Annotated in this window: 18 protein-coding genes; 10 read left to right on the forward strand and 8 right to left on the reverse strand. The window is 67.7% G+C overall.

Features of this window, described 5'->3' with window-relative positions:
- Window positions 1–2: 2 nt before the first annotated feature.
- Window positions 3–275, reverse strand: a complete 273-nt coding sequence (locus BL254_RS14305; RefSeq protein ID WP_139342311.1) for a hypothetical protein — start codon at window positions 273–275, stop codon at window positions 3–5.
- Between the two features lie 169 nt (window positions 276–444).
- On the opposite strand from BL254_RS14305, the gene BL254_RS14310 reads away from it, so the two are divergent.
- Complete coding sequence (locus BL254_RS14310; RefSeq protein ID WP_162233207.1) at window positions 445–1,017, forward strand: allene oxide cyclase barrel-like domain-containing protein; 573 nt, start codon at window positions 445–447, stop codon at window positions 1,015–1,017.
- A 43-nt stretch (window positions 1,018–1,060) separates the two neighbouring features.
- Here BL254_RS14310 and BL254_RS14315 read toward each other — a convergent pair whose 3' ends face one another.
- From BL254_RS14315 to BL254_RS14330, 4 genes are read right to left on the reverse strand one after another with little or no spacing between them, the layout of a single operon-like run.
- The gene (locus BL254_RS14315; protein ID WP_083731087.1) at window positions 1,061–2,122 is read right to left on the reverse strand and encodes an ABC transporter ATP-binding protein; all 1,062 of its coding nucleotides are present in this window, start codon (window positions 2,120–2,122) and stop codon (window positions 1,061–1,063) included.
- On the reverse strand, window positions 2,109–4,202 hold the full coding sequence (locus tag BL254_RS14320; RefSeq protein WP_052914602.1) for a dipeptide/oligopeptide/nickel ABC transporter permease/ATP-binding protein: 2,094 nt from the start codon (window positions 4,200–4,202) through the stop codon (window positions 2,109–2,111). Before BL254_RS14320 ends, BL254_RS14315 begins: the two co-directional genes overlap by 14 nt.
- A complete protein-coding gene (locus BL254_RS14325; protein WP_047223155.1) occupies window positions 4,199–5,212 on the reverse strand; it encodes an ABC transporter permease in 1,014 nt (337 codons plus the stop codon). The genes BL254_RS14320 and BL254_RS14325 overlap by 4 nt, the downstream gene beginning before the upstream one ends.
- Before the next feature lie 16 nt (window positions 5,213–5,228).
- Entirely contained in the window at window positions 5,229–6,800 is a 1,572-nt protein-coding gene (locus BL254_RS14330) for an ABC transporter substrate-binding protein (protein ID WP_047223156.1), read from the reverse strand.
- A 1,218-nt stretch (window positions 6,801–8,018) separates the two neighbouring features.
- Here BL254_RS14330 and BL254_RS14335 point away from each other — a divergent pair.
- A complete protein-coding gene (locus tag BL254_RS14335) occupies window positions 8,019–8,720 on the forward strand; it encodes an HAD family hydrolase (RefSeq protein ID WP_047223157.1) in 702 nt (233 codons plus the stop codon).
- A 10-nt stretch (window positions 8,721–8,730) separates the two neighbouring features.
- Here the strand turns inward: BL254_RS14335 and BL254_RS14340 are convergent, their stop codons facing one another.
- A complete protein-coding gene (locus BL254_RS14340; RefSeq protein ID WP_076843541.1) occupies window positions 8,731–10,155 on the reverse strand; it encodes a helix-turn-helix transcriptional regulator in 1,425 nt (474 codons plus the stop codon).
- Window positions 10,156–10,402: 247 nt separating this feature from the next.
- Here BL254_RS14340 and BL254_RS14345 point away from each other — a divergent pair, with 247 nt between their 5' ends.
- Genes BL254_RS14345 through tmk form a run of 4 tightly spaced genes read left to right on the forward strand, consistent with a single transcriptional unit; the run spans window position 10,403 to window position 14,173 of the window.
- Window positions 10,403–11,242: an ATP-binding protein gene (locus BL254_RS14345; RefSeq protein WP_235433514.1), complete on the forward strand. Its 840-nt coding sequence runs from the start codon at window positions 10,403–10,405 to the stop codon at window positions 11,240–11,242.
- A gap of 45 nt (window positions 11,243–11,287) precedes the next feature.
- Entirely contained in the window at window positions 11,288–12,094 is an 807-nt protein-coding gene (locus BL254_RS14350) for a hypothetical protein (RefSeq protein ID WP_217699289.1), read from the forward strand.
- On the forward strand, window positions 12,078–13,544 hold the full coding sequence (locus BL254_RS14355; protein WP_076843542.1) for a B12-binding domain-containing radical SAM protein: 1,467 nt from the start codon (window positions 12,078–12,080) through the stop codon (window positions 13,542–13,544). Before BL254_RS14350 ends, BL254_RS14355 begins: the two co-directional genes overlap by 17 nt.
- Entirely contained in the window at window positions 13,541–14,173 is a 633-nt protein-coding gene (tmk, locus tag BL254_RS14360) for a dTMP kinase (RefSeq protein WP_052914603.1), read from the forward strand. Before BL254_RS14355 ends, tmk begins: the two co-directional genes overlap by 4 nt.
- On the opposite strand, the gene cyaB is transcribed toward tmk, so the two are convergent.
- Together cyaB and BL254_RS14370 are read right to left on the reverse strand one after the other, a co-directional pair.
- On the reverse strand, window positions 14,089–14,700 hold the full coding sequence (gene cyaB / locus BL254_RS14365) for a class IV adenylate cyclase (RefSeq protein WP_076843543.1): 612 nt from the start codon (window positions 14,698–14,700) through the stop codon (window positions 14,089–14,091). The two genes, tmk and cyaB, sit on opposite strands and share 85 nt — an antisense overlap.
- Before the next feature lie 211 nt (window positions 14,701–14,911).
- Window positions 14,912–15,385, reverse strand: a complete 474-nt coding sequence (locus BL254_RS14370; protein WP_076843544.1) for a helix-turn-helix domain-containing protein — start codon at window positions 15,383–15,385, stop codon at window positions 14,912–14,914.
- A gap of 443 nt (window positions 15,386–15,828) precedes the next feature.
- Here BL254_RS14370 and BL254_RS14375 point away from each other — a divergent pair, with 443 nt between their 5' ends.
- The 4 genes from BL254_RS14375 to BL254_RS14385 all read left to right on the forward strand — a co-directional run bounded on the left by BL254_RS14375 (window position 15,829) and on the right by BL254_RS14385 (window position 24,421).
- Window positions 15,829–18,888 (forward strand): BPTD_3080 family restriction endonuclease, encoded by a 3,060-nt coding sequence (locus BL254_RS14375; RefSeq protein WP_052914605.1) that lies wholly within the window; start codon window positions 15,829–15,831, stop codon window positions 18,886–18,888.
- A gap of 45 nt (window positions 18,889–18,933) precedes the next feature.
- The gene (locus tag BL254_RS27770; RefSeq protein ID WP_217699290.1) at window positions 18,934–20,016 is read left to right on the forward strand and encodes a DNA methyltransferase; all 1,083 of its coding nucleotides are present in this window, start codon (window positions 18,934–18,936) and stop codon (window positions 20,014–20,016) included.
- 254 nt (window positions 20,017–20,270) lie between these two features.
- Window positions 20,271–21,629: a DNA methyltransferase gene (locus tag BL254_RS27775; RefSeq protein WP_254858146.1), complete on the forward strand. Its 1,359-nt coding sequence runs from the start codon at window positions 20,271–20,273 to the stop codon at window positions 21,627–21,629.
- Between the two features lie 23 nt (window positions 21,630–21,652).
- Window positions 21,653–24,421, forward strand: a complete 2,769-nt coding sequence (locus BL254_RS14385; RefSeq protein ID WP_076843545.1) for an ATP-dependent DNA helicase — start codon at window positions 21,653–21,655, stop codon at window positions 24,419–24,421.
- Window positions 24,422–24,504 lie beyond the last annotated feature (83 nt).

The following is a 24,504-nucleotide window of genomic DNA, read 5'->3' on the forward strand; positions in this document are numbered from 1 at the left end:
AGCTACCAACAGCTACACAGGCTACTGCAGACAGCAGTACGGCCCGCCGTGACCGTGACGGCGGGCCGTATTCGCGTGGCGCGAACTGTAGCTGGTGGGCAGGAGCGGGAGCAGGTGGCGGGCGGGGGCAGGGCCCGCTCACACGACCGGATGCGGTCCAGCAGGATGATCGGCACGAGGATGCCGGTGGCGTAGCCGCTGTCGTTGCCGAGACGGCTGAGCCAGAACAGCGCCAGGGCCATCACTGTTGCGGGCACGTCAGCACCGGGGGTCATCTGCTCTCCTTGTCGGGTGACGTCTTGTCCGGTGACGGCAGGGGGTTTCCCGCCTGTGTCGCGGGCTTCCCAGCCACGGCACAAGGTTCGGTTCAGCGGCTCTTCCTACCGTCGAAGACGGATCCCGATCCCGGTCCCATCCGTCCGAACAGCAGCGAGGAGAACCGCCATGCCCTCTCTCCGTCCCCCGCAGGGACTCCGTCTCCCGTCGGCCGGCCGTCTCCCGTCGGCGCTCGCTCCGGTGCGGACGGCCGTGACGTCCGGGGTGCTCGCGACTCTCGCGGTGCCGCCGCTCGCGCCTCCTCGGGGCACGACCATCGCTGACCCGAAGAACGCCCTGCTGCTGTTCGACCTGGTGGAGAAGGTACTGGCCTACGACTCCAACAACGAGGACCCGAACGGGGAGAACCCGACCCTGGACGACGTGGCCGAGGTCGCCTACGAGTTCGTCGGCGCCGACGGCAGGACGATCGGGACGACCAAGGGCTACGGCCGGATGTTGTACCAGCGTCCGGACGGTGGCTTCGTGGCCTACTTCTCGGAGGAGATAAAGCTCCAGGACGGCAACGTCATCCGCACGGGCGGGCTCGTCGACGACAGCCGGCTGACCGCGGGGGAGCAGGCGACGATCAACGCCGTCGGTGTCGCGGGCCCGTTCCGGGGCGCCGTGGGCTTCCGGCAGTTCCGACCGGTCGTCCCGCACAAGGAGTACCAGTCCAACATCGTGCTCTACCGGCGGTAGACCGCCCGCGGGCCTGCCCCGCGCGGCCGTCCGCGATCCGGGGTTACCGGCCTTGGCCGGCCACGTTGTTCCCGGGCCCCGGCCGGGCCGTGGCCGGGCCGAGGTCACGGCCGTCGCGCTCGGAGCCGTCGCGCTCGGGGCCGTCGTGGTCACGGCCGGGGCCGTGGTCGGCGCCGGCGCCCGAGCCAGGGTCGCGGGCCGTACGCGGGCTGGATGCGATGAGTAGCTGGGTGTACGGGTGCGCGGGTGCCGCGAACACCCGCGCGGTCGGCCCCTCCTCGACGATCCGGCCGTTGTGGAGGACCGCGACCCGGTCCGCGACGTCCGCCATGCTCGCGAGGTCGTGCGAGATGATCAGCATGGCTATCGCCTGGTCGTCGCGCAGCCGCGCGAGCAGCCGCAGGATGTGCGTGCGGTTCGCGGCGTCCAGGGCGCTGACCGGTTCGTCGCAGATCAGCAGCCGGGGGTGGGTGACGATCCCGCGGGCGATCGCGACCCGCTGGCGCTGGCCGCCGGAGATCTCGCCGGGCAGACGGTCGAGGAACTCCGGGCCGAGGCCGACGGCGACGAGGGCCTCGGCGGCGCGCTGACGGCGTCCCGCGGGATCGAGCTCCCGACGGATCGCGAGCCCTTCCGTGACGATGTCGGTGACCCGCTGGTCGGGGTCGAGCGAGCGCAGCGGGTCCTGGAAGATGAACTGGATCCGGCCGCGGCGGCGCAGCGCCCGCCGGTGCCGACCGCGCAGGCCCTGGATCTGCGCCCCCTCGAACCGGATCGTGCCAGCGGTGGGGCGCACGAGGCCGACGATGGCCCGGCCCAGGGTCGTCTTGCCCGATCCCGTCTCCCCGATCAGCCCGACGATCTCGCCGGGGGAGATCGTGAGGTCGACGCCGTCGAGGACGGTGTGGGTGATCCCGTCCGGGCCGTGGAAACCGGCCCGCAGGCCGGCCACCCGCAGCAACGGCTCGTCGTCCGCGAGAGACAGGTCGTGGGACGGGCCGGTGCTGGCCGCTGGGCCGGCGTCGGCCGGCAGCTGGGCGGTGATCGGTTCGCCGGCCGCGTCGGAGTGCTTGCGGGCGGCGGGCACGAGCTCAGACCCGGACAACTGGCACCTCCTGAGCGGACCCGGGAGAGGCGGCCGGCACAGCGCCTGCCGAGGCCGCCGCGACCAGGGAACGGGTGTAGGGGTGGGAAGGCCGGTGGACGATCTCGTCGGCCGGCCCGGTCTCGACGATGCGGCCGCGGTGGAACACGGCGATCCGGTCGCACACGCCCGCCACGATGTCGAGGTCGTGGGTGACGAACAGCAGGGACATGTTCAGCCGTGCCCGCAGGGCCGCCAGCAACGCCAGTACCTCGGCCTGGGTGCGCACGTCGAGCGCCGTGGTCGGCTCGTCGGCGACGAGCAGGTCCGGCTCGCACGAGACAGCGACGGCGAGCATGACCCGCTGCTGCATCCCGCCGGAGAGCCGGCTGGGGATCTGCCGGGCGACCTTCGCCGGATCCCGGATCTCCACCGCGGAGAGCAGTTCGAGGGCCCGCTGCCGGGCCTCCTGTCGGCCCAGCCCGCCGTGGCGGCGCAGGACCTCGGTGAGCTGCCGGCCGACGGTGAGCGACGGGTTGAGGTAGGACGCCGGATCCTGGAACACCGTCCCGATCCGGGCGCCACGCAGTGGGCGCCACTGCTTCTCGGTCAGCGCGGTCACGTCCTGGCCGTCGAAGACGATCGTTCCGCCGCTGACGGCGCAGCCTTCCGGCAGGGCGCCGAGCAGCGCGCGGCAGGTGAGGGTCTTCCCGCTGCCGGACTCGCCGACGAGCCCGAGAGCCTCACCACGGCCAAGGGTGAAGCTGACCGCGCGCACCACACCGCCCCGGTGGCCAGTGGCCGTGTCGCCATGATGGCCGGTGGCCGTGTGGGTGGGCGCGGTCACCCACAGGTCCGTCACCCGCAGCAGCACGGCGCCGGAGCCTTCCTGGAACGACGGGTCGTCAGGAATATCCGCAACGTTCCTGACACCCGTGCTGTCAGCTGTGTCCGCACCCGGTGTGTCCGCATCCGTTATATCCGTATCCGGCAGATTTGTATCCGGCACATCTGAATCCGGCACATCTGAATCCAGCACATCTGAATCCAGCGCGCCTGTATCCGGTACGTCCGCGGTTGCCGGGCCGGACGGGCCGGCCTGGTCAGCCGGCCCGTCCGCCGGGCTGGCGGGGTCGGGGCCAGTCGTGGTGAGGCCCACCAGCAGGCTCCCCGGCCCTGTCCCGACCTGTTCGGGCAAGGCGGGCGAGGTGACGGGGGAGGGCGTGGCGGTGCGGGACGGGCTGGGGCGCGAGTGCCTCGGATTCCTCGCGTTCCTCGGGTTCCTTGCGTCAAGGCCCTCGCGTAGCCCGTCCGCGAGGGTGTGGAACGACCAGATCGTCAGGACGATGATCAGCCCGGGCCACAGCGGCGCGAGCGGGTCCTCCCACAGATGGCTGGTTGTCACCGCGAGCATGCCGCCCCAGGTCGGCGCGGGAGGCTGGCTGCCCAGGCCGATGAAGTTCAGGCTCGAGCTGGTGAACACCGCGCCGCCCAGCGTGATCGAGGTGGTGACAGCGATCGTCGGCAGGACCTTGCGCCCGACATGCCGGCGGATGATCCACCATCGAGAGGCGCCCAGCAGGGCGGCCGACTCGACGTACTGGGTGCGGCTGAAACCGAGCGCCTCGGCCCGGACGATGCGGAAGAAGCGTGGCGCCATCAGGAACCCGATCGCGATGACCAGGGCGGCCGGGCCGTTCGAGAACAGCCCGCCGACCGCGACCGCGAAGATCACGGTGGGCAGTGTGAGCAGCGCGTCGACCGTCCGCAGGGCGGCGAACGCGGACCAGCGGCCGAGCAGTGCGGAGGCGATGCCCGGCAGCACGCCGAGCAGGGCGCCGAGGGCCGTCATCGCCACGGCGCTTAAGATCGTCTCGCGGGTGCCAGCGACGAGCCGGCTGAGGGTGTCCCGTCCCAGGTAGTCGGTTCCCAGCCAGTGGCTTCCGCCGGGAGCGGCCAGGGCCGAGTCGAGGTCCTGGGCCAGGGGGTCGTGGGGGGCCAGCGTCTCACCGGTCACCGCGACCGTGAGGATCACGATGATGAACAGGCCCGCCGCCCGGGTGGGCAGCGAGGAGAAGACGGCCCGCAGGGCGTGTCTCATCGGTGCTCCTCCCTGGTGGCCGGCCGCAGCCGGGACAGCAGCGTGTCGACGGTGATGTTGGAGATCAGGACGAACGCGACCGTCACCAGCAGCACTCCCTGAATGACTGGCACGTCATGGCTGGTGGCGCCCTGCAACGCGTATCGTCCGATCCCCGGCAGGCCGAACACCGTCTCCACGACGACGGCCCCGCCGAGCAGGTCGGGCAGTTCGAGGCCGAGCGTGGCCAGGGCGGGCCCGGCGGCGTTGCGCAACGTGTGGCCGAACAGGATGTGGGCCGGGGACAGCCCGCGCAGCCTTGCCCCGACGACGTAGTTCTCCCCGAGCGAGCTCACCAGGGAGGTGCGCAGCTGCCGGGCCACGACGGCGCCGGGCAGCAGGCTGAGCGTGAATCCCGGCATGATCACATGGCGGAGCCAGTCGAGGGGATCCTTCGCGATCGGCACGTACCCGCTCGCCGGCAGCCATCGCCAGGTCACCGCGAACAGGACGACCAGCATGACCCCGACCAGGAACACCGGGACGGTGAGCGCGAGCGAGGACACCGCCGTCACCAGTCGGTCGACGACGCTTCCCCGCCACACCGCCGCCGCGATACCGGCCGCGGCGCCGAACAGCACGGCCAGCACCACGGCGACGCTCACGATCGACAGGTCGACCGCGAGCCGCTGCCCCAGGCTCTGGGCGACCGGGATGTCGGAGAAGTACGACCTGCCGAGATCCCCGCTGACGGCGTCGCCCAGCCAGCTGAAGTACTGGACGACGAAGGGGCGGTCGAGTCCCCACAGGTGCCGCAGCTCGACGACCTGTTCCAGGGTCGCGTTCTGGCCGAGTTTCTGCGCGGCCGGGTCGCTGGGCGACAGGAAGGTCAGGGCGAAGATGACCAGGCTGCTGATCAGTGCCACGATCAGCGCCGTGGCCAGCAACGCCGCCACGCGGCGGACGGCGGGCAGGAGGACCCTGGTCGCTCCCGCCCGCCGGCCCCGCGGGCCGAGTGTGATCTCGGTCATGGGATAGCGGGTCCGCCTACGCGGCCAGCCGGACGCCCTCGAGCCGTGGCGAGGTGAGATACCCGACCAGGCCCGTCAGCTTCTTCGAATGGGCGAGCAGCCAGGGCTGGGAGAACACCAGGACGTCCGAGCCCTTTGTAGCGGCTATCTTCGTGGCCTCCTGCAGGGCGGGGGCGTAGCCCGGGTCGTCGATCGGGAACCGGGCGACGTTCTTCAGCGCTTCGGTGAGTGCCGCCGGGTCGTAGCTGCTGTACTGCGTGGCGGTGGTCGCGAGCTGCTGGGCCGGGGCCTCGCGRCCGAAGGTCCCGCTCAGCAGCAGGCCGACCTCACGCTTGACGTAGAAGCGTTCGGCGACCTGCCCGAACGGGATCTTTTCCAGTTTGACCGTCAGCCCGATCGCCTCGAACTGGGCCTGCAACAGCTGGGCCTCCACCTCGCGGTCCACCCCGCCCGGGCTGGTGAAGTAGCTGATGACGACCGGTGTGCCGTCGTATCCCGCCTCGGTCAGCAGCGCCTTGGCCTTCGCCGGATCGTGAGCATAGAGGTTCTCAAGGGACGGGTTGTAACCGACATAGCCGCGGGGGAAGGGCTGGTAGACCACTTCGCCGTGGCCGGCGTTGAGCTTGTCCAGCAGTTCCTGCCGGTTGACGGCGTGGTTCAGCGCTTCGACAATCTTCGGATTGTCGAACGGCTTGATCGTCCGGTTGATGGCGAGGTTGGAGATCTGCAGGCTGCGGAACTCCTCCACCTGGAGGCCCGCCGCGGTCAGCGCCTTGGCCTGCGGTGGGGAGATGTAGTTGGCCAGCTGTATCTCGTCGCTCTGCAGCGCCGCCGCGATGGTGGCCGGGTCGGAGAGGAACTTCAGGGTCACCCCGGCGAGGTGGATGTTCGCCGCGTCCCAGTAGGTGGGGTTGCGCGCCAGCTCGGCCTGGCCGTCCGGCACGTAGTTGGTGAGGGAGAACGGACCGGCTCCCACGGGCTTCGTGGCCAGCGCCTTCACGTCACCGGCCAGCGCCCGGGGGCTTACGATCATGCCGCTGCGCCCGCCGAGGACGAGGGGCAGTGCGTAGTCCTGGCGGCTGAGGTGGAAGACGGCCTCGGTCGGGGTGGTCGCGTCCACCGAGGCGATCGCGGCGAGGGACGGCGCGACCTGCGAGCCCGTCTGGCTCTTGCCCCGTTCCACGTTCTGTTTGATCGCCGTGGCGTCGACCGGTGCGCCGTCGGAGAACGTCTGGCCGGGGCGGAGGGTGAAGGTGAGCGTGAGTCCGTCAGGGGAGAACTTCCACTCGGTCGCAAGTCCCGGCCCGGCATCACCGTTGGGCATCAGCCGTGTCAGAGAGGCGTAGGCGAGGCTCAGCGGGGTGACGTCGATACCGGAGTTGGAGGCGACGGGATCCCAGGTTGACAGTGGCGGTATCGACCAGCTCAGCACACCGCTGGCGGCGGAGGGGTCCGAGGACGCCGTGTCGTCGCTGCCGCAGGCGGCGGCGGTCAGCGCGACCGCCGCTACTACGACGGCGGCGAGAACGGGGCGTCGACCGCGCCGGTGGCGGCGCCGACGGCTGACAGCGGATAAGACGTTCTGCACCGTGTTCCATTCATACGGGTACGGCGGGCCGCGAGCGGCGTCCGCCGAATCTTGTGATGACCGGATTCTTTTGTGGTGTGTCGTATAATTGTGTGTCTGTTGCCGTGTCGACGTGGATGCCGTGTCGACACGGATGAAGTGTCGGCATGGACGACGTGCCGCCGTGACATTCCTGAGGTGGACGCCTCGGCGTTTGTTTGTGAGATGTCGAGGCGAAGGGACTGTTACGGTGGGTACGCAAAATCGTCGGAACCGCGGGTCCGGCGGGTCCGGGAACAGTGGAACATCGAGAACATGACCGGCGCTGGGCCACGACTGGCACAGACGTGACCGGGCCGTGACGATTTCATCGGTCGGTACGGAAGATGGGGCAGGAGAGCTTCCGTCGCGGAGGACATGGGGCGGTTTCTGGAAACGTCCGGCGATACGGGAGCGGAGGGTACCGGATGGCTGGTGCCAGAGTCCCTGACTCGTCGTCCCTGATCTGTTCGGAAACGACTACCGACTGTTCGGCCTGTGGCGGGCCGAGATTTCACGGGATGTCCGGTTGAACGATCCGCCCGGACCCGGACAGGATGCGGTCACAACGACACCGAAGTCGACATGGCGCCGACGGAAGAAGATCATCCGCCGAATCCTCACGCCCCTGTACACACCGTCGAGGGTAACCAGAGCGGGACACACGGGAACGCGGTCGTCCATTGTGCCCCTTCCTCTGAGATCATCATATGTCGCATCCGACACCGTACCGGCACGGTACTCCGGTTAGCAAGGCCCCCACCAGGAGCTCGCTCCTCGCAGGCGTGCGCTGCCCACCAGTTCCCATGGTCAGCGATGTGGCCGGTGGCGCGGAGCGCTCACCCGGTTACATTGTCGGCCGTCGGCGCCTTCACCGGCTTCGCCTTCGGCGGCTTCGCCACGACCAGCGCCCACGGCGCCTGACCCAGGAAACGGGCCCGCGGCCGTACCCCCGACACGAACCGGGCAGCCTTCTTCGGCAGGGGGAATTCCGGCACGAACTTGTGTCCCGGATAAACGACATCACGCCTGGCGGCTTCCGGCTTCCGGCCGACGCCGAGTGCGCTCTCGTCCGCGTAGAACCGAATCGTGCTATTCRCAATAGGGGGCCGCTCTGGTTCTCGGGGCCGCACCGAACGTCGAGGTCCAAGCGGAAAACCAGTCGATTCACATACGGGTCGGCTGTGAGATCATGGTGAGGTGACCGCACCCGCCCTCATCCTGTGGGACATAGACTGCACCCTCGTCACCATTGACCTGGTCAGCCGGGAGATCTACGCCCGCGCCTTCCAGTTCGTGACCGGCCGTCCCCTGCGGGAGCTGGCCGACATGACCGGCCGCACCGAGCGCGCGATCCTGCTGGACACGCTCCGGCTCAACGGCGTGCCGGACGACGAGCCGACCTTTGACGCCTTCTACGAGGCTCTTGGTCAGGCCGCCCACCAGCTCGAAGGCCGGATGAAGGAGTCCGGCCGTCGCCTGCCCGGTGCGAAGGAGGCTGTCGCGAGCCTGGTGGCCAAGGACACGGTKCAGTCCGTGGTGACCGGCAACATCCGCTCCATCGCGGCCACCAAACTTCACGCCTTCGACCTGGAAGACCACGTTGACCTGGAAGTTGGCGGCTTCGGGGATGACGACAGCGACCGAACCGTACTGGTACGGCTCGCGATCAAGCGGGCCGAGGCCAAGTACGGCGTGACCTTCCCACCGAACCGGACCGTCGTCATCGGTGACACGCCGCACGACGTGAAAGGCGCCCACGATGCTGGCGTGCGGGCGGTGGGAGTTGCCACCGGCAGTAGTACCGCGGTGGATCTTGAGGCTTCCGGGGCTGATGCTGTCCTGCCAGATCTCACCCGGCCCCGCGCCCTACGGGCGGCTGTCTTCGGCCTCGTTGGTTAAAGCCGCTGGGTCAGGTCGTCGCCAGGCGGAACCGCTCTGCGAAGTCCCGGGCCGCGGGCACTGCGCCGAACGGCGCCAAGCCGTCTGCAAACTCTTTCAGGCGCAGGGCCACCCGGGTGGATCCGATGGCTTCGCTCACCTCCAGGGCGTTGCCGGCTGTCTGGCAGGCCTGCTCGACGTTGCCAGCCAGCAACTGGCACTTGGCCAGCCGGGACAGGTAGTGCACCCGGTCCCGCACCCGGTAGGGCGCCCGTCGGGTGAGCAGATCAATGGCTTCCGTCAGCGCCGTCGAGGCCTCGGTCGTCAAGCCCAGTTCGAGGAAGCAGGCACCCTCCTGGGCCGCTACTTCCACCTCGTCGACGTAGGATACCCACAGTGGTTCATCGCGGTGGCCGGYGCGCTCAAAGTCGGCGCGGGCTGTGTCAAGGCTTCGCAGACAGCCGTCCTGGTCACCCACCCCGGCTTGGGCACGGGCCAGGCGGGTGCCCAGCATCGTCCTGGTCAGCGGCGTGAGGTTCGTGGTCCCCGAGGCCAGCGCGGTTTGCGCCAGTGACAGTGCCGGCCCTCRCCGCCCCCGGTAGGTCTCCTGCAAGCTCATGTACGCTAGGGCGCTGGCGGCCAAGCCCGGTTCGTCGCCCTCGTGCGCTACGTAGATCGTGGTGGTGAAGTAGCGGCGGGCCGTCCCGTGGTGGTCGGCGTCGAGCGCCAGCCAGCCGGCCATCTGGGACAACTGTCCGAAGGGCACGAGCCCGTCGCCCGAGTCCTGCTCTACGGTCACTGCCATCCGGGCGACGTAACGAGACAAGGGCAGATACAGACTGTCACCACCTAGTTCGTCGTCGAGCTGCAAGAACAACTTCAGCAGCAACTCGGCACTCTGGCCGTTGGTCATGCCGTCGAAGGCCGAGATCCCGATGGTGGGTGTGCGTCTCTCGCCAGCGGCCAGGGGCAGCCGGCCAGATGTCAGGCTTCCGAGTAAGGCGGGCAGATCCGGCCCCACGGGCACGGCCGCCGCCGCCGGGGCGGACTCGACCGGTTCGCTGCGCTGCTCGGGGAGCTGAAACCACAGGAAGCGTCCCGGGATGCGCAGGGTCCGTGCCCACATCACAAGCCGGTCCAGGTCCTTGATCGGCGGGCCCGACTCGATGCGGGACAGCTGCACCTGGGAGATACCGACCCATCCTCCGACCAGCTCCTGGGACAGCACCCGGCCGTGCCACGGATTGCGTCGGTAGGCGGCGACGACCCGGCCGATATGCCAGCTGGCCAAGGCATCGCGCAGCTCGTCCGTCTGCCAGAAATGATCTGGCACCACCGGGGCTTGGAGACGCAGTTCCTGCCGTTTGCGCTGGCACGCCGCACAGGATCCGGTGGCGTTGTAGCGGGCCAGTCGGCTCCCGCAGGAACGGCAGTACCGGCCCGGTGCGACGTTCATATTTTCCCCGACCTGTCCCCATTCGCGGCCGTCCCGGCGCGCTCGGCAACAGTGTAAACACACGCCCGTCACCCCGGGTCAAATCCTGGAAACATCACGTATAGGCGTCATACATCCCTGGGCATGGTGGGGTCCGGGATGCTCGTTCACGCTTGAGCCCAGGCGCCCGGGGCCGGGTCGAGGTACGGCTCCCCGGTTCCGGGCGTTGTCCACATCGGGTGATCTTCATATCAGGACGGGAGGGCCGGTGGACGCAAACACCGGAGGGCAGGACTCCGCACTGGGACCGCCGGGCGCTGCGGCGTTGCACCGCATCGCCGCTGGGTTCGCGGCCGCGTGGGGACATCTGGAAGCCATTGGCGTCGCCCTCGCTTGCGCCGTAGACGAGCTACCCACCACGGCCGTGGGGCAGGCGGTCATCGAAGAGCGGACGGAAGCGGTTGCGGCCGAGCTACGCCGCTTGGGCGGTTCAGCCGGCATGAACCTGCCGTCCGCAGTGGCTCCGCAGCCAGCCGCCCATCTGCGGTCGAGCGTCCATCAGTTCGCCGCGACCACCACGGCCCCGGCGCTGACCCGACATGAGGTAGCCCAGTTACTCCAGACCCGGGGACTTGGGGATCTCATCGACACCGCCGGTCTCTTGGTTTCGGAGCTCATCACGAATGCGGTCCGGGCCACCCAGGCGCTGGACAGTAATCCGAAATCCATCGTGACCATGCGCCTCAGCTGGGCCGCCGCAAGCCTCATCATCGAAGTCTGGGACCGCAGTCCACAACTGCCCGTACTCCAAGATCAATGCCTCGATGGCGAGGGTGGTCGGGGCCTTCACATCGTGGAAGCCCTGAGCCTCGCTGCAGCCTATTACCCGTCGCCCACCGGCCAGGGCAAAGTCACCTGGTGCCAGATCGAGGCGCCGATACCCGCTGAAGCTGAGGCGCCAACACCTCTTCTTCCATACCGCCGGCCGAGTGTCGCCCGCACCGATCCCGGTCTGGTTTTCGATGATCTAGTGGTATTACGGCGAGTCCTGGACGGCCTGCGCGCCCTTGACACCAGTCTGCCTCGGGGTGACGCTGTGAGATACTAGCGTTCCACTTTTCGCCCACGCATACCGTAACCCGGAGTTTTACTCATGCCGCTTGTCGCAGATAGCTGGATGACCGAACACCCCGCCTGGCTCCCCACCGAAAAAGGGGCGCGCCGCGTATTTGCATTGCCGGGTGGCCCGGTCCTGGCAGAGGTGGAAGGCGACAGCCTCACCCTCACCGCGCTCGGTGGAGACGACACCGAGCCGGCGGCAGACGTCTTCAGCCTGCCGGACGGTGCCGCCGCCGAGGTGCCGCAGTTGGCGAAGGAACTGTCCGGACTTGGGCGGGTGGGGCGCTTCCGCAACCCGTCGCTGTGGGAAGCGCTGGGTACTGCCATCCTGCGCCAGGTCATCCGGGCGGGGCAGTCCAAGAGGCTCTTCCGCGAGCTGTGCGCGGCTCACGGGGAGCAGGTACCGCTGCCGGATGGTGACGCTTACGCGCTGTTTCCTACGCCGGAGACCATCCTTGCTCTGACGGATGAGCGGTTCGCCGAACTTGGCCTTGCCTTCAAACGGGCTGCCTTGCGGGCTGCCGCCACGGCATATCTGAAGCATGGTGTCGGCTGGAGCCGTCTTTCCCTCCCCGTCCTCGTCGACGAGTTGCAAGGCGTTCAGCGCATCGGCCCGTGGACGGCCGGCGCGGCGATCGCTGACTACACAAATGACTGGAGCCTGTATCCCTACGCCGACCTGGCGGTGCGGACCTGGGCGGGACGGGCCGCCCCGTCACACCTTTGGCTCCACCACGAGCGCGCTTTCGGCGCCCAGTGGCGCCATCTAGCCAGCGAACACCTTTCTACGCTCACCCTTCTGACCCTTGCTTGGGGATCGCAGTATGGAGATATCGGATGACGGCGCCGTTCGGGGCGCCGACCTGAGCCGTCCGCTCGACGCGGTATTTGTCAATGCCCCGCTGCGGGACTATAGTCTGCGGCCCCGGGTCAATGATTTCACCCTGCCGGTTCTGGGCATGGCCTACATCGCCACGTATGCGGCAGCGCAAGGCTTCAACGTCGGGATTGTCGACGCCGAAGCCCTCGGGCTTGGCGTCAAGGAAACCTGCCAGCTTGTGAACCGCCTCGGTCCACGCTGGGCCGGCTTCAACCTGCTGGCACCGACGTACGAGATCAGCGCGGAGATCGCCTCCGGTCTGGACCGGGACATCTACGTCATGGTGGGCGGCCATCAGGCCAAAGCCATGCCCGAGACCATCATCACCGACCCCCGCTTCGGGGCTCTCGAAGCTTTGGTGCTCGGCGAGGGCGAGACCCGGGTGGCGGAGCTGCTGAGAGACAGGCGCGCACGGGCCGACCTGCCCGGTGTCATGTGGCTCGACCCAATTCTGCACCAGCCCGTCACCGGCGGCAGGCCAGGCGCGGGCCACCACCTGGCACCCGACGTGGACCGCCTGCCCTTCGTCGACCGCCGCTTCCTGGCGAACGACCCGTACGAGGCGCCGGACGGCCGGATAGAGGCCAACATGGTCGGCGCCCGCGRCTGCCCCTACGATTGCTCCTTCTGCGGCGCCGCCGTCAGCGCCAACCCCGACATCACCATCCGCACCCGCACACCTGCGGGGATCATCGCCGAGATGGAGGCGCTGCACGAGGCCTACGGCGTAACCGCCTTCCGCTTCGTCGACGATCTCTTTCTGGGCTACGAACGATTCATCCGCCGCTGCATGGACGCCTTCACAGCCCACGGCATCGGTGGCCGCTATGTCTGGGACGCCACCGRCCGTATCAACATTCTGCACCGGGCCGACGACGCCTTGCTCGATCTGCTCGCAGCCAAYGGCCTGCGCGAGGTGGCTCTGGGCGTCGAGTCCGGCAGCGAACGGCTCCTCGGGTACATGGGCAAACGCATCATGCCGGACATGACCCGCTCCGCGGTCCGCCGCCTCACCGAGCGCGGCATCTCGGTGAAGGGCTACTTCATCCTCGGCTTCCCCACCGAGACGCGCGACGAGTTGGCCGCCACCGTCCGTCATGTCAGGGAGCTGTGGGAAGTGGCCGATCCACATCCGGGGAGCTTCCGGGCCTCCGTCTTCGAGTTCCGGCCGTATCCGGGCACACCGGAGTGGAGCCGGCTGTTGGCCACCGGCCGCTACCAGCCGTCACAGTTGCTGGCCTACACCGCCGTGGACCTCACCAAAGGCGGCGTCGACGAAGCCATGCGGGGGCGCGATGAATTCAACTTCTCGGTGAATATTCAGTTCGGGGAGGCCAATGTGGAGGAGGTACGAGCCGCCCTCATCGAGCTATCCCGCGAGCAGCACGCCCGTTCCAGCATCCGCCGATGAACAGGGGCTTTTTCGTCGCCATCGACGGCCCCAGCGGCATCGGTAAGAGCACGGTCACCGCGGCCCTGGCCCGGCAGTTCGCGGGACAGGGCCTGCCTGTGCTGGCTACCAAAGAACCCACGGCCAGTCCCCTGGGTAGCCTCACGCGTTTTGGCACGGACGACTACGAGGGTCTGGCTCTGGCCTGCCTCGTGGCCGCCGACCGCTACCAGCACCTCGAAACCGAGATCCGTCCCGCCCTCGCCAGCGGCACCGTGGTGGTCTGCGACCGCTACGTCGCTTCATCCCTCGTGTTGCAACGCCTCGACGGTGTACCAGCCAAGTTTCTATGGACGCTAACCGAGCAAGCCGACCGGCCCGACCTGACCGTCATCCTCACCGGCGATCCCATCCGCTCCCGCGAGCGGGCGGCCCGGCGCGGCCTCTACAGCCGCTTCCACCGCGGCGGCCCGGAAGCCGGTGCAGCCGAGGCCGAGGCATACCGGGCCGTCGCCGCCGAACTCCAAGCCGCCGGCTACGCCGTCGTGGTACACGACATCGGGACTCAGACGGCCGAAGAGGTGGCCGCCGTACTGGCAGCTTCGGTGCTCTCCCGGCGGGAAGGTAGCCGGACCACCGCTCCTTCCTGAGCCGCCCGCACGAGGGAGTCATACGTCTCGGTCGTGCGGGCGGCCGGGACACCCAGCGCCGTGACGAAGGCTGCCAGCTCCTCTTGGATCTGGGCGGCGGGCTCGTCGTCGGGCACCATCCGTTCGAGTTCCAGGAAGGTCCCGACCCCTTCCAACTCGTCCAGGCACAGCGACACGTCGCCGTGCTGGCCGGTGCGCCGCGTCTTCGCCACGCGGACGGTCGCGCGGTACCCCATACGCAGGATGGCCTCGTGCATCTGCCGGCGGTCCGCGACCTCCGTCTCGTATTCCAAGCAGTCCTGAGCATTGACGCCCGGCTCCTTCAGCGTGAGCCAGTGGCGCCCGTCCACTGTGCGAAGCCGCAGGAACGAAACTCCAAGCCTGCTGTCCCCGAAGGACCAGCCCACCGGGGCAAATGCCTGGTCATCCTGGTAGGCCGGTTTGCCAACATGAATACCCCGCGCCCTGAGGGCGACGAGCAGCGCCTCCGGGTCTGCCACGGAATACTTGACCTCGACCTCGCGCACCGGCTACCTCCATAGTTGGAACGACTGCAACCAGTTTAGCGAGACGTCATCCAGGCGCGAGAGCGGGGTTGTCCCCGCATGTCCACCACGAAGGAAAAAATCTGTTACGCATGACATAACGAGCGTTATTCATAGCCCATTGACCAGGAGGCATGGACTTCCTCAGTCGCAAAAACGCGCGCGATGGTCATGGCGGCGGTCCGGTATGTTGTCAGTCGGCTGGGAGATACAGGTCGGCGTCTATCATGTCGTTCATGGCGGTGGCCAGTGCTCGACGCCGTTTCGTCTTTCGCGCCGCATACTCCTCCAGATCGGCCACTGCGACCCGCCGGTGGCGACTGCCGGGAAGGGCCCGGGCCGGAATGGTCCCGTCGTCGAGAAGTTTCAGCAGCAACGGGCGTGAGATCCCCAGGTAGGCCGCTGCCTGGTTCGGAGTCAGTTCGCCGGTGGAGTCGGGGGAGAGGATCCGCACGCGATGCCCGGCCGCCTGCTCATAARCCGTGTGGAGCAGGGCGCGCAGCACGGCCACGGGCGCGTCGACCTGTACGCCGCCCACGACGAGCACCACCGACCCGGAGTCTGATGACGCGATCGCCTGTTCCACGGCCGATGCGAGGTCCGACGACGCCCGTCGGGTCGGGGCGTCCGGGCTGTTCAGCTCAAGAACCGCCGGATGGGACGTCATGCTTCCTCCCGCGTCACCGGTTCCACTATCGATGATCATAGTAGCTTCTATCTGAAGCATCTGTAAATCTACTCGATCTCGATCTCGATCGCGGGACGCAGWCGGATCATTGGGATCTCTCGAGCCCGGAAGCCGGTCGGCAGGGGAGTCTCGACGAACTCGCCTCACTGGTGGGTGGACGGCGATGAATTCCGCGCCGCAGCCCGGCTTGCGGTGAACCGGCTCGCGGGCCGTGACAGTATCCGGTATGTAACGCTATGCGCTGCCCGGCCGCATAGCGGACCTGTCGGGCCCGATCGCTACGCTGTGCTGGTTGTCCGTCCGGCCATGCTGTCGTTACCCGGGGCAGGGTGGTCGGCCGRCATGTGTCGGCCGGGCGCTGCCTGGCCAGTGGGGGCAGGCCAGGCGCTGCCTGGCCAGTGGGGGRAGGTGACACCGTCGTCATGAGTGCGGTGATCGAAAATCCGATCATCAACTCGCCGTACGCCGAGCCGAGACGGCACTGGCAGTTCGACGAGCAGGGCCTGATCACCGACGAGCTCGCCGCCGTCCGGCGGCCCAGCGAGTCGTGGATCCCGGTTCCCACCCCTCGCAAGGGCCGGGGGAAGGCGGTGCAGACCGAGCTCGACATCCTCGACGTGGCGGAACGGCGCCGTCGTAACGAGCAGGTCGACCAGATCCGGGACCGGGTCGCCATCTGGCGGCAGCGGCGTTATCCGAACGTCACCCCGACGACCCGCCGTCTGCTGGAGTACTGGTCGGACGAGGAGCGGGAGAACCGCGTCCTGTTCTGCCAGCGGGAGGCGGCCGAGACGGCCGTCTTCATCGCCGAGGCCGCGCCGAAGCAGGGCGACGAGTGGGTCCGCAACGCCCTGGCCGAGCAGAATCTCGACCACAATGACGGGCTGCCGCGGGTCGCGTTCAAGATGGCGACCGGCGCGGGCAAGACGGTCGTGATGGCGATGCTGATCGCCTGGCAGACCCTGAACAAGGTCGCGAGCCCGAACGACGCCCGTTTCACCCGACGCTTTCTGATCGTGACACCCGGCGTCACGATCAGGGACCGGCTGCGGGTGCTGCTCCCCGCGGACGAGGAGAACTACTACAAGCAGCGCGATCTCGTCCCGGCAGATCTGTGGGGCCCGCTGCGCCAGGCCGAGATCGTCGTCACGAACTTCCACTCCTTCCTGCCGCGCGCGACGAAGGAGGGCAGGGGGATCTCGGCCAACACCAAGCTTCTGCTGACCGCGGGCGGGGCGGACGACCCGTTCGTCGAGACCCCGGACCAGATGGTCAACCGGGTGCTGCGGGAGTTCTCCAGCTCCCGCTCCTCCGAGATCATCGTGCTCAACGACGAGGCGCACCACTGCTACCGGGGCCGGGCGGCCGCGGTCGGCGAGAACGCCACGACCGAGGACGACCTGGCCGGAGAGGAGAAGAAGGAGGCGCACAGCCGCAACGCCGAGGCCGGGGTGTGGTTCTCCGGGCTGCGCCACATCGCCCGCAAGATCGGTATCAAGACGGTGTACGACCTGTCCGCGACACCGTTCTTCCTCAAGGGATCCGGTTATCCGGAGGGCTACCTGTTCCCCTGGGTCGTCAGCGACTTCTCCCTGATGGACGCGATCGAAGCCGGCATTGTCAAGATCCCACGGGTGCCGGTGGACGATGACGCCATCGGTGACGAGGTGGCCTACCTGCACCTGTGGTCGAAGGTCGGCACCGAGCTGCCGAAACGGCTCCCGAAGGGCACGACGCTGGCCGGCCAGGGCCTGCCCGGCGCGCTGGAGGGGGCGCTGCGCAGCCTGTACGGCAACTACGCCAAGGCGTTCGCCCGCTGGGAGTCCTCCGACGCGGCCGCCCGCGGTGAGACGCCGCCGGTGTTCATCGTGGTCTGCAACAACACGACCGTCTCCAAGCTGGTCTACGACTTCGTCTCGGGTTTCGAGCAGGCCATGGGCCGGGTGAGCGCCCTGGTGCCGGGGGCACTGCCGTTGTTCTCGAACGTCGGGGACGGGCATTGGCTCGCGCGTCCCCGCACGATCCTGGTCGACTCCATCCAGTTGGAGTCCGGCGAGGGCCTGAAGGAGGACTTCAAGAAGATCGCGGCCGCGGAGATCGAGGCGTTCAGGGCCGAGCACGCCGCCCGCACCGGCCGGCCGGGCGAGGAGCTGGACGACGCCACCATCCTGCGCGAGGTCATGAACACCGTCGGCAAGGCGGGCCGGCTCGGTGAAGGCGTGCGCTGCGTCGTGTCGGTGTCGATGCTCACCGAAGGATGGGACGCGAACACGGTCACGCACATCCTCGGGGTGCGCGCGTTCGGGTCGCAGCTGCTGTGCGAGCAGGTGGTCGGGCGCGGCCTGCGTCGACGCTCGTACACGGTGAACGAGGACGGGATGTTCGAGCCGGAATACGCCGAGGTCTACGGCGTGCCGTTCTCCTTCATCCGGGTCTCACCGGAGAACGCCGACCCGCGGCCGCGCCGGCCGCAGACGCAGGTGAAGGCGGTCGAGGACCGGGCGGACGCGCGGATCGTCTTCCCGAAACTCGACGGCTACCGGATCGAGATCCCCGACGGTCGGCTCACCGCCGACTTCGGCAGGGAGCACCATTTCGAGGTGCCGTTCGACATCGCGAGCTGGACGGAGATCCGTGGGGTCGTCGGCGAGCAGGAGGTCCACGATCTCAGCGAGCTGGCCGGGAAACGACCGCAGGAGGTCGCCTTCCGGCTCGCGCACACGATGCTCAACCGCTTCTTCAATGACGCCGGCGGGCAGCCCCGGCGCTGGCTGTTCCCGGATCTCGTCCGGATCGCCCGGCAGTGGCTGGACGAGTGCGTGACCTACGCGCCGGGAGCGCGCGTCGGTCATCTCACGCTCGCCGAGCTGCGGGAGATCGCGGCCGAGCAGATCTGGCACGCGATCACCCCGGAAAGCGGCCCCGGGGAGGAACGGGTCACCCCGATCTTCCGCCGGTACGACCCGTGGGGCTCGACCGATGCCGTCGACTTCTTCACCACGAAGCGGACGATGCGGACCGACCCGCGGAAGTGCCACGTCAACCATGTCGTGCTCGACGGCTTCGACGGCAACACCTGGGAGCAGATCATGGCCCAGACGCTGGAGTCCCTGCCGCGGGTCGCGGCCTACGTGAAGAACGACCATCTGGAGTTCGACATCCCCTACGTGCACGGCGCGCGGACCCGCCGCTATCTGCCGGACTTCCTGGTGCGGCTGGTCCGACGGGACGGCGACGTGCCTCGGCACCTGATCGTGGAGGTGTCCGGCTCGTTCAAGACGCACAACGCCGCGATGCGGGCGATGACCTCCAGCAAGGCGGACACCGCCCGCAACCTGTGGTGCGCCGCGGTGAACAACCACGGTGGGTACGGCCGCTGGGGCTATATCGAGATCACCGATCCGGTGACCACCCGGGAGAAGCTCGACGAGGCGATCGACCTGCTCCACGCGGACGCGCCGATCACCGGGCTGCCGACATGACCGTTCCCAGCGGTGTGACCGGTTCCAGGAGAGGGGAAGACAAGCATGCCGCCGCGTAGGAAGGCGCCCGCGCCGGCGGGCCCGGTTCCGGTGACGTCGATCCGCCACGACGACAAGCGGGTCAACATCCCCACCGCGGACGCGCACGACTTCGTCCCCGACGAGGTCGAGCAGCCGGTCACCRTCGTGTACCAGCGGGATCCGTCACTCGACCCGCAGCTGGTCTGGAAGGGCAAGGACGCGCAGGACTCGGCCGACCTCGCGGTGACCGCCCCGCCCGTCTACATCCAGGAGAAGATCGACCCGCTGGTGCTGGTCGAGGAGGTCCGCAAGGCGTCCGCCCGGGGTGCCCGGCAGGATGAGCTCGACCTGTTCGCCGACTTCGACGGCCTGGACGACTTCGACGCGGTCGACTACTACCGGCACGCGGCGAACTGGTMCAACCGGATGATCCTCGGGGATTCGCTTGAGGTCATGGCGTCGCTCGCCGAGCGCGAGGACCTCCGCGGCAAGGTTCAGATGATCTATCTGGACCCCCCCTACGGCATCAGGTTCGGCTCGAACTGGCAGGTCTCCACCCGCAAACGGGACGTCAAGGACGGCAAGCTGGAGGACGCCACCCGCGAGGTCGAGCAGATCAAGGCGTTCCGCGATACCTGGGAGCTGGGCATCCACTCCTACCTGTCGTACCTGCGCGACCGCCTGACGGTCGCCCGCGACCTGCTCACCGACTCCGGCAGCATCTTCGTCCAGATCGGCGACGAAAACGTCCACCTCGTCCGCAGCCTGCTGGATGAGGTATTTGGCAGTGAGAATTTTATTTCCATGATTACCTATGGAAAAACATCGGGGCAAACGGCCGACTTTATCTCAGCCACGAACGATTTTCTGCTTTGGTATGTTCGCGACACAAGTAAGGCAAAGTTTCGAAGGCTTTACCTTCGGCGCGATCTCGGGGCGTGGGATCCGACAAGTATGATCAAGTTGAGCTCGGGAGTGGCAGAAGAATCAGTGCTTCTGAAGCTGTCCGCGAAGAGCTACATGGTCGAGCATTTCGACTGGATAACCTTACAAGTCAGAGTGTGGGGCGTGCAAAAGGTGRGGGTGCATCCTCCTGGTTTCCGGTAAGGGTCGGCGAACGGGAATTTCGTCCGACGTTGCAGTCGCGATGGAAAACCAACGAAAGAGGAATGAAGCTACTACAAATTGCGGGTAGAGTTCAGCCTACGCGCAATACTCTTGCATACGTTCGCTATCATGACGATTTCCCTGCTTATCCATTGTCTTCAAGTTGGACGGACATCGGCGGAATCCAAAGTCGGGTAGATCCAAAGATCTACGTTGTTCAAACTGCTACGCGTGCAATCGAACGCTGCATGTTGATGGCCACCGATCCGGGGGATCTGGTGCTCGATCCGACGTGCGGGTCGGGGACGACGGCACTGGTCGCTGAGCAGTGGGGGCGGCGGTGGATCACTATTGACACGTCCCGGGTGGCGATCGCGTTGGCGCGRCAGCGGGTGATGGGGGCGAAGCTGCCCTACTATCTGCTCGCGGACTCCCCGGAGGGACGGGCGAAGGATGCCGAGGTCACCGGGACGCCCCGGCCCATCGGCGGCACGAAGGGGGACATCCGCAAGGGTTTCGTCTACGAGCGGGTCCCGCACRTCACCTTGAAGTCGATCGCGAACAACCCGGACATCGTCGAGGGCATGACCCGCGACGAGATCGACGCGGCGATCAGACGGCATGCCGAGAGCGAGCTGCTCTACGACCGTCCGTACGAGGACAGGCGGAAGATCCGGGTGTCCGGCCGGTTCACGGTGGAGAGCCTGTCACCGCATCGGGCCCTCGGCCTCGAGGTGGACCTGCCCCGCACCGAGCGAGCGGCGGCGGAGTCCTCGGAGGCCGCCTCGTACGAGTCAACGATCCTGGAGAACCTGCGGGCCGCGGGCGTCCAGAACGGGCTGCGGCGGGAACGGCTCGTCTTCGACACCCTCGAGCCGCACGCCGGCCGGTACGTGCAGGCCGTCGGCACCCGCCGGGACGCCGACGCCGGCACCCCGCAGCACGTCGCCGTCGCGATCGGCCCGCAGTACGGCACGGTCAGCCCGGCGCTGATCAAGGACGCCGCCCGGGAGGCGCTGCGCGGCCAGGGCCATGACCTGCTGCTCGTCCTCGGGTTCGCCTTCGACGCCCAGGCAGGCGAGGTGGTCGGGGAGTTCCGCCCGTCCAACGGCGCGGACTTCGCCTCCGTCACCGCCGAACGCCAGCTCGGACGGCTGCCGATCCTGCTGGTCCGCATGAACCCGGATCTGGCCATGGGCGACGAACTGCTGAAGAAAACCGGCGCGGCGAACCTGTTCACCGTGTTCGGCGAGCCGGACATCGACATCGAGCACACCCCCGACGGGCTCGTGATCGACATCCGGGGCATCGACGTGTACGACCCGACCACCGGCCAGATCCGCTCGCACGACCCGTCCAGCATCGCGCTGTGGATGGTGGACACGGCGTACAACGGGGAGTCGTTCTTCGTCCGCCACTGCTACTTCTCCGGGGCTGGCAACGACCCCTACGCCCGGCTGAAGAAGGCGCTGAAGGCCGATATCGACGAGGCCGCCTGGGCGACTCTCTACACGACCCGTTCCCGGCCGTTCCCCAAACCCGACACGGGCCGGATCGCGGTCAAGGCCATCAACCACTACGGCGACGAAGTCCTCAAAATCTACGAAGTGTGACGGGACTGAACGGGGGACCGGCAATGGACTACACGGCCGCGCAGCGGGCAGCGATCAGCACCCTGGACGACCCGCTGCTCATCATCGCGTGCGCCGGGTCCGGCAAGACGCAGGTCATCTCCCAGCGGATCGTCGAAATCCTGCGCCGGCCGGGCGTCCGCCCGGAGAACGTGGTGGCGTTCACCTTCACCGAGAAGGCCGCCGCCGAGCTGAAGAACCGGACCCTCGAGCTGATCGAGCACGACCTCGGCCCGATCCACGGCCTGGCCGACATGTACATCGGCACGATGCACGGCTTCGCCCGGTCGGTGTTACAGACCTGGGTTCCCGAAACCTTCAAGTACGCGGTCCTGAACGAGATCCAGAACCGGCTGCTGGTCGACCGCAACAGCAACAAGTGCGGGCTGACCACGGCGAAGGCCATGGTCAAGGGGACATCGAGACCGCTGTGGAGGTACAAGGAGTCGGGACTGTTCATGCAGGTGGTCGGCATCCTGCGTGAGGACGACATCGACCAGGAAAAAATCCCCGAGGACCTCGACGAGGCGCTTGGGATGTACCGCACGGTGCTGCACAGCCTCCGGTATTTCGACTACACCGAACTGCTCCGCACCACGGTCGACATGCTCGAGTCCGATCCGGGCGACTCCATGGCCGGCCCGCTGGTCCGTCATGTCCGGGACGCGGTGCGCTATGTCGTCGTCGACGAGTACCAGGACACCAACCACATCCAGGAACGGATGATTCAGGGCCTGTGCCGGTTCGGGGCGAACCTGTGCGTGGTCGGCGACGACGACCAGACGATCTACCAGTGGCGCGGCAGCGCGGTCAGGAACATCCAGACCTTCACCCGCCGTTACCCCGGGGTCCGCAGCGTCACCCTGGATGACAACTTCCGGTCCAGCCCCGCGGTGGTGTCGCTGGCGCAGACGGTCGCCGAGACCCTTGTCGACGACAGGCTGGCCAAGAACATGGTCGCGTCCGGCCACCAGGAGTTCGACCGCGGCGATCTGCTCGCGGTCGAGTTCAGCGGCGCCGACGACGAGGCGGTGTGGATATGCGACCGGATCGCAGCCCTGCGGGGAACCCCTTTCCGGGACGACCGGGACGAGGCGCCGCGCGGCCTGAGCTGGTCGGACATGGCCGTCCTGTTCCGCAGCGTCGCCAAGGACGCCGACCCACTCGTCGCCGAACTGAAACGGCGGGACATTCCCTACGTCATCAAAGGTCTCGCCCGGCTGTTCGACGCGCCGGAGATCCAGGCCTGTGTGACGGCGTTCAGCTACATCATCGGTGAATCCGGCGCGGACGATGTGCGCGATTCCTGGAATGCCGCTGATATCGGTCTCGACGCCGCGGATCTGACCGCCGGGCTGAAAGTTCTCGACGAGGCGAAGAACTGGCAGCCGGGCGCCCGCTGGGGTTCCTACACCCTGCAGCGGACCTACCTCGACTTCCTCGAGGCCGTCGGCCTGCGGGAGGACACCGTCCCGTCGGCGGACGGCACGGTGCGCGGCGAGCTGGTGTTCTACAACCTCGGCAAGTTCAGCCAGGCGATCTCGGACTTCGAGCAGATCCACTTCCAGTCCGACCCGGCCAGGAAATACGAGGGCTTCGTGCGGTGGCTGACCCACCATGCCCCCGGCTACTACGCGGAAAGCGACGCCGACGTCGGATACGCCACCCCCGACGCGGTGACCATCGCCACCGTCCACCAGGCCAAGGGGWTGCAGTGGCCGGCGGTGTTCGTCCCCGCCCTGCGGAAGAACCGCTTTCCGTCGAAGCGGCAGGGCGGGATAAACGTCTTCCACGTCATACCCGAGAACGCGGTGCCGGACGCGGAACGCTACCGGGGCACCGAAGCCGACGAGGCCCGGCTGTTCTATGTTGCCGTCACCCGGGCGCAGAAATACCTGGCGCTGTCCTTCTCGCCCGGAGGGTCATCCATGTACGCCAGGCGATCGGTGTTCTTCGATCTGGCGACCCGCAACCCGAACGTGCTCACCGCGGCACCCCCGGTGCGGACGGTCGCGCGGCTGGAACCGCGCCCGCGGCACGAGCTGCCGGATGTCACCCTGAGCTTCAGCGAGCTGAAATATCTGTTCGAGTGCCCGTACCAGTTCAAGTTGCGTTTCCTCTATGGATTCAACCCGCCGATCCATGAGGCGCTCGGCTACGGCAAGTCCGTCCACGACGTCATGGCGGAAATCCACAAGCGGGCCATCGACGGTGATCTGGCCTCGGCCGCCGAGGTCGCRGACCTGGTTGACCGGCACCTGAACGTCCCGTTCGCCTATCCGGCGCTGCGGGAGCAGCTCCGCGATGCCGCCCGCAAGGCCGTCAGCCGCTACCTCGCCGAGAACCGGGGAATCCTCGGGCAGACCCTGCACAGCGAGCAGCAGGTACAGGTACGGGTCGCCCCGGGCATCACGGTGGACGGCCGGATCGACCTCATCCGCCGCCTGGACACCAACGAGACCTCGATCGTGGACTTCAAGTCCACCGAGCGGGCCCAGGCCGAGGAGGTCACCCGCGACCAGCTGCACGTCTACGTCCTCGGCTACCAGGAGCTCACCGGCCGGCGGGCCGACCTGGTGGAGGTGCTCAACCTCGACGAGCGTTCCCGGAGCACCCGCGAAGTCGTCGACGAGTCCCTGCTCGGCGACATCCAGAACAAGATCCGGAACGCGGGGGAGGCGCTGCGCGCCAACGACCTGCCACGCCACCGGCACTGGTGCAAGGCATGCGCTACCTGCGACCTCGCCGGCATCTGCCGCGACAAGCCTGCCTGACGGAGGCCGGACAAGAATCAGTAAAATCATCTGTACCTTCTGGTATCCAGATATGTCCAGATATCGCGAGTGACGATTCCGAG

This window comes from Protofrankia sp. BMG5.30, from assembly GCF_001983005.1.
Lineage (GTDB): Bacteria > Actinomycetota > Actinomycetes > Frankiales > Frankiaceae > Protofrankia > Protofrankia coriariae.

What these genes read in the sequence shown, in the direction of transcription:
- BL254_RS14320 (WP_052914602.1), bottom strand. Translation starts at nt 4,202, where the DNA reads ATGAGACACGCCCTGCGGGCCGTCTTCTCCTCGCTGCCCACCCGGGCG.
- BL254_RS14350 (WP_217699289.1), top strand. Translation starts at nt 11,288, where the DNA reads ATGCCGCTTGTCGCAGATAGCTGGATGACCGAACACCCCGCCTGGCTC.
- BL254_RS14375 (WP_052914605.1), top strand. Translation starts at nt 15,829, where the DNA reads ATGAGTGCGGTGATCGAAAATCCGATCATCAACTCGCCGTACGCCGAG.
- BL254_RS14325 (WP_047223155.1), bottom strand. Translation starts at nt 5,212, where the DNA reads ATGACCGAGATCACACTCGGCCCGCGGGGCCGGCGGGCGGGAGCGACC.
- tmk (WP_052914603.1), top strand. Translation starts at nt 13,541, where the DNA reads ATGAACAGGGGCTTTTTCGTCGCCATCGACGGCCCCAGCGGCATCGGT.
- BL254_RS14310 (WP_162233207.1), top strand. Translation starts at nt 445, where the DNA reads ATGCCCTCTCTCCGTCCCCCGCAGGGACTCCGTCTCCCGTCGGCCGGC.
- BL254_RS14305 (WP_139342311.1), bottom strand. Translation starts at nt 275, where the DNA reads ATGACCCCCGGTGCTGACGTGCCCGCAACAGTGATGGCCCTGGCGCTG.